This window comes from Kluyvera intermedia, assembly GCF_021440345.1.
Lineage (GTDB): Bacteria > Pseudomonadota > Gammaproteobacteria > Enterobacterales > Enterobacteriaceae > Kluyvera > Kluyvera intermedia_A.
In genome coordinates this window covers 1-8,155 of sequence record NZ_JAKCNS010000116.1, presented here as the reverse complement: position 1 = coordinate 8,155, position 8,155 = coordinate 1, and the positions used below count along the sequence as shown (strand labels likewise).

Sequence of the window (8,155 nt, the reverse complement as noted above, 5' to 3'; positions counted from 1 at the left end):
CTACCTGGCTAATATTGATGCAATAATTTGATTTATTTTTTAAATCATCAAAATCAATAACTTAGGGTTGTTCTTTTTATTGTTCATGATTAAGAAATCCGTTGTTATTATTTGTTATAGGCTATTTTTTTGACGCTTGTACAAAAAAGAAGCCAGCGCTTTAGTTAGTATAAGTAAATACGCACAAATATAGAGGTTTATTTTTATGTAACCGCATAGCATCTTTTCTTTGCGCCAGACTGTGTGGCTGAAAAAACTGAATCTGGTGGCTAAAACAGAATTAGATAAAAGCCTATACGGGGAGTCGAGAGGGGGTCACCCAAAGTCGGTATACGTAATCCTTTTTTGCCTATTGTGTCCACATTGAGCGAGGCGAACTGTGATGATTTCTTATTCCACCGGGCTTTGAGAACCGTTGCAGTGCAGGCGTGGGACCGATGTTCAGGCGACACGTCACTGGTCGCCATCGTCGGTTTAACCAACGCACTGGGACGTGTCGCGGAGTGAGGATAAAAACGGATTACCGCTAGCGGCACATCTTTAACAGATCCTCAATCAGTCCAGGGCCAGTTGGCTGCCACGCCAGACGTTCTCGGGTGAGCGCCCCCGAGGCCGACATGTCATGCTCAATAAGCATGCTCATCCAACCAAAGTGCTGCGCTGCGTCCGTGGCCGCAATGCGCTTTACCGGCACATTCAGAATATATCCGATAACTTCAGCAAGGGTGCGCATCGGGATGCCTTCTTCTGCTACGGCGTGATAACGACGGTTGGGAATAGTGTTCTCCAGGGCGCGCAAATAGACGGCCGCCACATCGCTGACATGCACGGCCGACCAACGGTTCTGACCTTCCTCAACGTATCCGGAGACGCCTTTCTGCCGGGCAAGCTCGATAAGCGGGGTGATTAATCCTTGTTTATTGGTGTCATGAACCTGCGGCAGGCGTACCACCGAGACGTGAACACCACGCTGTGCAACGGCAAGCCCTGCTAATTCTGTCGCCCGGCGCGGGTTGGGATTTTCGGCATTAAAGTTGTCTTCTGTGGCGAGCGAATGCTGCCCCATCGATCCCATAGCGACACCCGAAGTAATGATCAGCGGCTTATGCGTCCCTTCCAGCGCGGTACCCATGGCATCAATGACGCGGTAGTCATGTTCGCAGTTGGCGACAAATGTCGAAAAATCATGATTAAAGGCGGTATGGATCACGCCATCAGCCTGGATTGCACCACGCTGTAGGCTATCCAGATCTTCAATATTACCAAAGTGCACTTCGGCCCCGGAGGCGATGAGTTGCTCAGCCCCTGCGGTGCTTCTGGTTAAACCCAGCACCTGATGGCCTGCGGCTATGAGTTCGCGGGCCACGTGTGAACCAATAAATCCGGTCGCGCCGGTAAGAAAAATACGCATCGCTAAATACCTTAGGTGAGTGAAGGCAGGTCGCCCGTTGATAATGACTATAGGGGCCTGTCTTAATACGATCTATGATTGAAAGTCGCTATTAATCGTCCCATCGTCTCGAGGTTGTATGGATCCGCTCTCTGAACTTCTATCGTTACTCAAACCGCAGAGCTATGCTTCGGGCGGCCTCGCGCTGCAACAAAATATGGCGATTGCCTGGCCTTATCATGAAGGAATCAAGTGTTATAGCGTGGTGTCCGGCCGATGTTGGTTATCGGTCGAGGGCGTTGCTGAAAAGCGGCTGCTGGAGACCGGAGACTGCTATTTGCTGCCGCCAGGGCCGTCTTTTACCCTCGCAACCAGTTTGTCGGTTGACCCCGTTGATTTTGCGCTTGTGGTAGCGCAACAGCGTTTGGGTAACACCGCAGATGGCGGGGGGCCTGAAGGTTGCCTGGTGGTGGGCGGCCATTTTGTACTGAGTGGGCATCACGCCAGTATGCTGCTGGGAGCCCTGCCACCGATTGTGCATATTAAGAAAGACGCCGATAAAGCAGCAATGCGGCGGTCGCTCGAACAAATGACCGAAGAGGTGCTAAACCCGCGCCCAGGCAGCGCGTTGATTATTCAACAGATGGCATATGCGATGTTGATTCAGGCACTGCGTTTACACCTTGGCGCTGCCAGTGGTGACAATGTGGGTTGGCTGTTTGCGTTAGCGGATAAGCAACTGAACGTGGCCATCAGCAGCATGCACGGCAATCCTGCCCACCAATGGACGTTGCAAATGCTGGCCGAAAAGGTCGGCATGTCCCGGTCAACATTCGCCAGACGCTTCAAAGAAAAAGTGGGCAGTGCGCCGATGGAATATCTGACCCGTTGGCGAATGCTGCTGGCCTGCGATCGGCTAAAGAATACCGATGATTCCGTTACGCAGATTGCTAATGCGCTGGGCTATGAGTCTGAAAGTGCGTTTGGTAAAGCCTTTAAACGGGTGATGGGCTATTCACCCAGACAGCACCGTTAGGTGATAAACAGCCAAAAGAGCACGATAAAAAAAATCCACGCCGGAGCGTGGATTTTAGTCTGACATCGAGGGCTGCGGATTAGCCCTCACGGTTTGCCATCAACAGCGCGAGGTCAACGAGGCGATTGGAGAATCCCCATTCGTTGTCGTACCACGCCAGGATTTTCACCATATTGCCACCAATCACCAGCGTTGACAGACCATCGATAATGGAAGAACGCGGGTCGCCCTGGTAATCACTGGAAACCAGCGGTTCGTCGCTATAGCCGAGGATCCCTTTGAGCGGCCCGGTCGCGGCGGCTTCACGAAACGCGGTATTCACCTCTTCTATGGTCACATCCCGTTCGAGCGTGACGGTCAGGTCAACGATGGATACCACCGGTACCGGCACACGCAGCGAGTAGCCGGTCAAGCGGCCATCCAGTTCGGGGATGACTTTACCCAGCGCCTTCGCTGCGCCGCTGGAGTAGGGCACAATCGACAGTGCGGCGGCGCGAGCACCGCGCAGGTCTTTTTCCGGCTGGTCGTGCAGCGCTTGGCTGTTGGTGTAGGCGTGGGTGGTGTTCATCAGCCCATGCTTAATACCAAAATGCTGATGCAGAACCTGGGCAGCTGGCGCTAAACCGTTGGTGGTACAGCTACCGTTGCTGACCACGTAGTGTTTTTCCGGGTCGTAGAGGCCATCGTTAACGCCCATCACGATAGTCAAATCATCGTTTTTACCGGGGGCGGAGATAATCACTCGTTTGGCGCCACCGCTGTGGATATGCACCGCTGCCTTGTCACGGTCAGTGAAGAAGCCGGTGGCTTCGATGACAATATCGACTTCTGCCTGGCGCCACGGAATGTTGGCCGGGTCGCGTTCGCTGAAAACGGTAATTGTTTTACCGTCAATCACCAGTTTCCCTTCATCGGCGGTGACGTCAGCGTCCAGTTTGCCGAGCAGCGAGTCGTATTTCAGTAGATGCGCCAGCGTTTTGCTGTCCGTCAGATCGTTAATCGCCACAATCTGAATGTCCGGGTTGCCCAGCGCTGCGCGGAGAACGTTGCGTCCGATACGGCCAAAACCGTTAATACCGACCTTTACCATGATTAACTCCTTATGCGTTGTCTATGGCATTACTGTAGGCCGGTCACCATTTGGCGTAAATGACAAAAAAGGATCACATTACGCCATTTTGCGACAGTGGAAGCGCTGCCGGTATTCACCCGGCGTTAGATGTAGCTGCTTTTCAAATAGCCGCCGCAGGTTAATGCTGCTGCCAAAGCCCGTTTGCTCGGCGATGCGCTCCAGAGTCTCGTTCGTTTGCTCCAGACGCTGGCGGGCCGCGGCCAGCCGGGCTTCAGCGACGTAGCGCGCCGGTGAAGCGCCGGTTTCTCGGGTAAATACGCGGGTGAAATTGCGCGGACTCATGGCGACTTTTTCCGCCAGTTTTTCGACGCTGAGGTCGGCGGTAAGGTTCTCCAGCATCCAGGCTAGTAGATCGTTAATCGGGCCCAGGGTGCTGGTTTGTTGCAGTTTATAGCGGCTAAACTGTAGCTGGCCTCCGGGGCGACGCAGGTACATCACGAAGTCCTGCGCGATGTCGCGCGCCAGGCTAAAACCGTAGTCTTCTTCAACCAGCGCGAGGGTCAGGTCAAAACCGGAGCTGACGCCGCCTGAGGTCCAAATGTTCTCATCCTGAATATACAGCGGGCCGCCTTCCACCTGCACCAGCGGATATTCCGCCTTCATGGTTTCCAGTAGGTTCCAGTGGGTGGTTGCTCGCCTGCCGTCCAGCAATCCGGATTTTGCCAGCAGCATCGCACCGCCGCAAATCGACGCAATGCGACGGGCGTGAGGAGCCGCTAGCCGCAGCCAATCAACCACCGCAACACCTTCCTGCGGGTTTTGGCCTCGCCCGGTGATAATGATGGTATCGAGCGGTTCACGGGGGTCTATTTCATGCAAGCGGTGATCGGCCAGCAGATTTAAACCCGACTGGCCGTGGATCACCTGGTGAGGCTGGGTTGTGGCGAGCTGAACCTGATAACAGCAGGTTGTCGCGCTTTCTGGGTGCAGTTGGTTGGCCTGCATTAGGATGTCGGCAATACCGGTGGACTCAAACAGCATGCCGCCATCGGGGACAATAATCAGTATTTTTTTCATGTCCTGAAAAGTAGTCTTTTTACAGAATAAGTCAACAGGGCGACGACGCAGTAAGCCCCGCAACGCTTTTGTTACCGCTAATCGGTCACATCCTATTCGTGGTTGATACTGTACCAACGTCTGCCAGCGCTTCGCGCAGGTACTGCATCAAAACCGTCACTCGCACCGGGGTAAACTGGCGCGATGGACGCACGATCGACAAAGGCAATGGCGGGGGCGCGTAGCGCTCAAGCACCGGAACTAATGCGCCAGCGTGCAACGCCTCTTCGACGATATACCACGGTAACATCGCAATCCCCATACCCTGAATAGCGGCTTCACGTAGCACATCGCCATTGTTGGCGGCCAACGGCACCCGAACATCCAGCTCCTGTCCGCCGCTAGCAAACTCCCATTCATCGCGGGTGGAAAGCAGCGAGTAGTGTAAGCAGCTATGGTGCTTTAATTCGGCGGGAGATTCCGGTTTACCCTGTGTTTTCACGTAATCTGGTGATGCGCAATACAGCCTTGGCATCATGGCGATAGGTAAACTGACCAGGGATGAATCCTGTAAGTTGCCGATGCGCAAGGAGAGATCTATGCCTTCATTCAGCAGATCGCTAACGCGGTCTTCCAGCTGTAAGGTCACGGTAATCTGCGGATATTTCTTCAAAAATGCCGGAAGCAATGGGGCCAGTTTTTGGGTGCCAAAACTCAACGGCGCACCCAGCCGAATGATGCCGCTGTAGGTTTCCTGCGCACAGTTTAGCCGTTCTTCGGCCTGCTCAAGCGCGCTTAAAACCGCTAATACATCCTGATAAAACTGTTGGCCGCTGGGGGTTAAATCGAGCTGGCGAGTGGTGCGATTGATCAGCTTTACGCCTAACGCCGCTTCCAGTGCGGAGACCCGACGACTGATAGCCGCGCTGCTGGCATCAAGCTGGACGGCGGCATTATAGAAGCTGCCGCTTTCTACGACAGCGACGAAGCTGCGAAGTGAGATGAGGTCGTATTCTTTCATTTTGCGTAACGGTGTCTTACCTGAACCCTGATTTATCTGCATCAATCCCGTGCCTATCATACGTGCATCAGGCATACATCGAGGATCAACAGTTATGGCTAGTCACTATCGTAAAAAAGGCGCGGAGCTACTGCATTATCTGCCAGCCAGTGAATATCATCCAGCGAACACCTATTTTCATTTTTCGTTCGCCAACTATTATGACCCTGACAACATGCATTATGGCGTGCTGCGGGTGGTTAACGATGATGATGTGAAACCACAAAGCGGCTTTGACCGGCATCCGCATAAAGACATGGAAATCGTCAGTTATCTGGTGAAAGGCAATCTGACCCACTGGGACAGCGCGACGCAGGTGGAAGATGTGTTGAGCCGCGGGCATGTGCAAACGGTCACTGCCGGTAACGGCGTATGGCACTCGGAGCTGAATAACCATGATGATTGGTGTCGTTTCCTGCAAATCTGGATCCTGCCGCCAAAACAAGGTTTGGAAGTGCGTTATGAAAATCATAAGTTCACCGACGAAGCTCGTGAGAATGAATTACTGCATATCGTCGGTAGTCTGCAAAATGATGACGATGCGCCGCTGCATTTAAATCAGGATGTGAACATGTTTGTCAGCGAACTGACAAACAGCGATGCTGAAGTAACCTACGAGCTGAAAGCGGGGCGCCAGGCATACATCAATAGCATTGAAGATAGCGTTAACATAGAAGGTATTGTGACGCTGGATGAACGTGATTCACTCGAAGTCGTCGGGCCAATGACGCTGACCTTTACAGCGAAAGAACAGCACGCGCACTTTATCATTATTGAAATGGGCGAGTGGGCTGACGCGCAATAAGCGATTCGACGCCGTAAGATTAACGCGCCACCGGTGAAAGTGGCGCGTTTTTGTATATACGGGCTGCGTCATCGGGGGTGATTTTTAATCAGCAATGGTTCGGTTTATCCCCCACACAATGCCATATTCGCACAATATATTGCTCACATCCGCCGCTTAATCTCCCGCCACCCTAAATAAATGTTGGTAGGTTGAACACCTCAGTCATACTCACCTAAGCTACCCTTTGGTATTTTGGATAGAGGGATTTTGTCATGCCATTATTGAGGCATCTTAGGTGGGGTGGGGTTGTCGTATTGGCCGCCACGTTGTTGGGGGGATGTATTCCCTATCCGAGGGAACGCCCCGGGTATATCGACCTTTGCGAAAGCGAGCATAAATTTATTGTTGATACCCCTCACGGCAAGCAAGAAATAGTGCTGGAAACCTATCTCTACGATCACGCTATTCCCGGCCGATATATGCCTGAGAAGCGAAGCAGTTTCACTATTCCTTACGTTCAGGGGCCTGGAGCGAGACCGGAATTTTATGTGCAGCTGATTGCCTATAACAAAGGGCGCCAGCGTCCTTCGCGTCCGGGAAGTAAGGGACAGCCTGCGGTGCCGATTATTATCGACACGCGTCAAGCCTACATCGATCTGGGCGATGGGCACCGACAGAACGCGCGTCCAGAAGTTTACCTTGGCACTACCTCATTCCCATATGATTTCCCGGAAGAGAATGCGAAATATGCAAGGCCATCGCCTTACGATATCAACAGCGATGAGGTACACCGTAATGTCCCGCGTATTACCAATAACGATGACTACGGTTCAGCCTATGTGGTCTTTAAAATTTATGACGGCTACGCCAATGCTAAATGGACAGTTCACTTAGGCGAACTTGAGGTCGATGGAGTGAAGGTCGCGGTGCCTGCGCTGAAGTTATGCTATCAACCGACGCTGAAGTGGGTTGGTATTGAACCGCTTATGCGCCCGTAAATACAAGACGTATGGGAAGATCTCAGGGGGAAAATTATTCCCCCTTTGCGGATCCCAGTATGCAAAAAAGCCGCGAGCAGCTTTCTGCTTACGGCTTCTGGATGGAGATGCAGCGTGTGGGTCATCAGGCAGCGTTAACGGCCCTGATTTTTTTGCTGGCAGACGCATCTGAGTCTGGAATATCAGATTCAGATTGGGGAGTGGATTCCGGGAGTTTGCTGGTCCGCAGAACATGCTGCACAGCCACTTTCTGTTCGGCAAGAAATAGGCCCAGATCCTCGGCTTGAGTTTCATCCATCGGCTTCCCGCTTTGCAACAGCAAGTCGGTAAACGCTTCTGCCATGTCGAGCAGTCTGTCATAAGCGTCAGCCTCTTTCTTACTGGCAAATGTCATTTTCTCTTCACCTTTTCTAACGACAACAAATTTTGTTTCAACAGCCATTGCTTGCCCCTTGCACTGTAATTATGTCCAGTATATCAGATTCTGGGGCTGCATTGCAGCGATAATGTGCATACATTTATCACGCAGGATAGGCTGCTAACTGCCATGACCATATCAGAGGCCTGCTGTAAGAGAGAAGGGGTAAGAATGATGTCGATGGATAAGATGTCTACAGACGCTTTGCTGGGGTAAATCAGTTTCACATTCGCGCGTTTGTGGAGTACCGTTCACGCCATTAGTTTCTATTTTTAAATTAAACTAATTATAAATCATATGGTTATATGATTTTGCGGGATGGGGGGGAGCACTTTATT

Annotated in this window: 8 protein-coding genes; 3 read left to right on the top strand and 5 right to left on the bottom strand. The window is 52.2% G+C overall.

The annotated features are described in order from the left end of the window. Positions 1-526: 526 nt before the first annotated feature. Positions 527-1,411 (bottom strand): SDR family oxidoreductase, encoded by an 885-nt coding sequence (locus LZ634_RS21465; RefSeq protein WP_234508783.1) that lies wholly within the window; start codon positions 1,409-1,411, stop codon positions 527-529. A 118-nt stretch (positions 1,412-1,529) separates the two neighbouring features. Between LZ634_RS21465 and LZ634_RS21460 the strand changes: the two genes are divergently transcribed. Continuing rightward, positions 1,530-2,426, top strand: a complete 897-nt coding sequence (locus tag LZ634_RS21460) for an AraC family transcriptional regulator (protein ID WP_234508782.1) — start codon at positions 1,530-1,532, stop codon at positions 2,424-2,426. Between the two features lie 79 nt (positions 2,427-2,505). Here LZ634_RS21460 and gap read toward each other — a convergent pair whose 3' ends face one another. The 3 genes from gap to LZ634_RS21445 form a co-directional block, all read right to left on the bottom strand. Further along, positions 2,506-3,516: a type I glyceraldehyde-3-phosphate dehydrogenase gene (gene gap / locus LZ634_RS21455; protein ID WP_234508781.1), complete on the bottom strand. Its 1,011-nt coding sequence runs from the start codon at positions 3,514-3,516 to the stop codon at positions 2,506-2,508. 78 nt (positions 3,517-3,594) lie between these two features. Then, a complete protein-coding gene (locus LZ634_RS21450; protein ID WP_234508780.1) occupies positions 3,595-4,575 on the bottom strand; it encodes a GlxA family transcriptional regulator in 981 nt (326 codons plus the stop codon). Between the two features lie 85 nt (positions 4,576-4,660). Further along, positions 4,661-5,617: a LysR family transcriptional regulator gene (locus LZ634_RS21445; protein WP_234508779.1), complete on the bottom strand. Its 957-nt coding sequence runs from the start codon at positions 5,615-5,617 to the stop codon at positions 4,661-4,663. Between the two features lie 52 nt (positions 5,618-5,669). Between LZ634_RS21445 and LZ634_RS21440 the strand changes: the two genes are divergently transcribed. Both LZ634_RS21440 and LZ634_RS21435 read left to right on the top strand, forming a co-directional pair. Beyond that, the gene (locus tag LZ634_RS21440; protein WP_234508778.1) at positions 5,670-6,419 is read left to right on the top strand and encodes a pirin family protein; all 750 of its coding nucleotides are present in this window, start codon (positions 5,670-5,672) and stop codon (positions 6,417-6,419) included. A gap of 530 nt (positions 6,420-6,949) precedes the next feature. Beyond that, the gene (locus LZ634_RS21435) at positions 6,950-7,399 is read left to right on the top strand and encodes a hypothetical protein (RefSeq protein WP_234508777.1); all 450 of its coding nucleotides are present in this window, start codon (positions 6,950-6,952) and stop codon (positions 7,397-7,399) included. A gap of 124 nt (positions 7,400-7,523) precedes the next feature. Here LZ634_RS21435 and LZ634_RS21430 read toward each other — a convergent pair whose 3' ends face one another. After that, a complete protein-coding gene (locus tag LZ634_RS21430; protein WP_234508776.1) occupies positions 7,524-7,841 on the bottom strand; it encodes a YebG family protein in 318 nt (105 codons plus the stop codon). Positions 7,842-8,155: the final 314 nt, after the last annotated feature.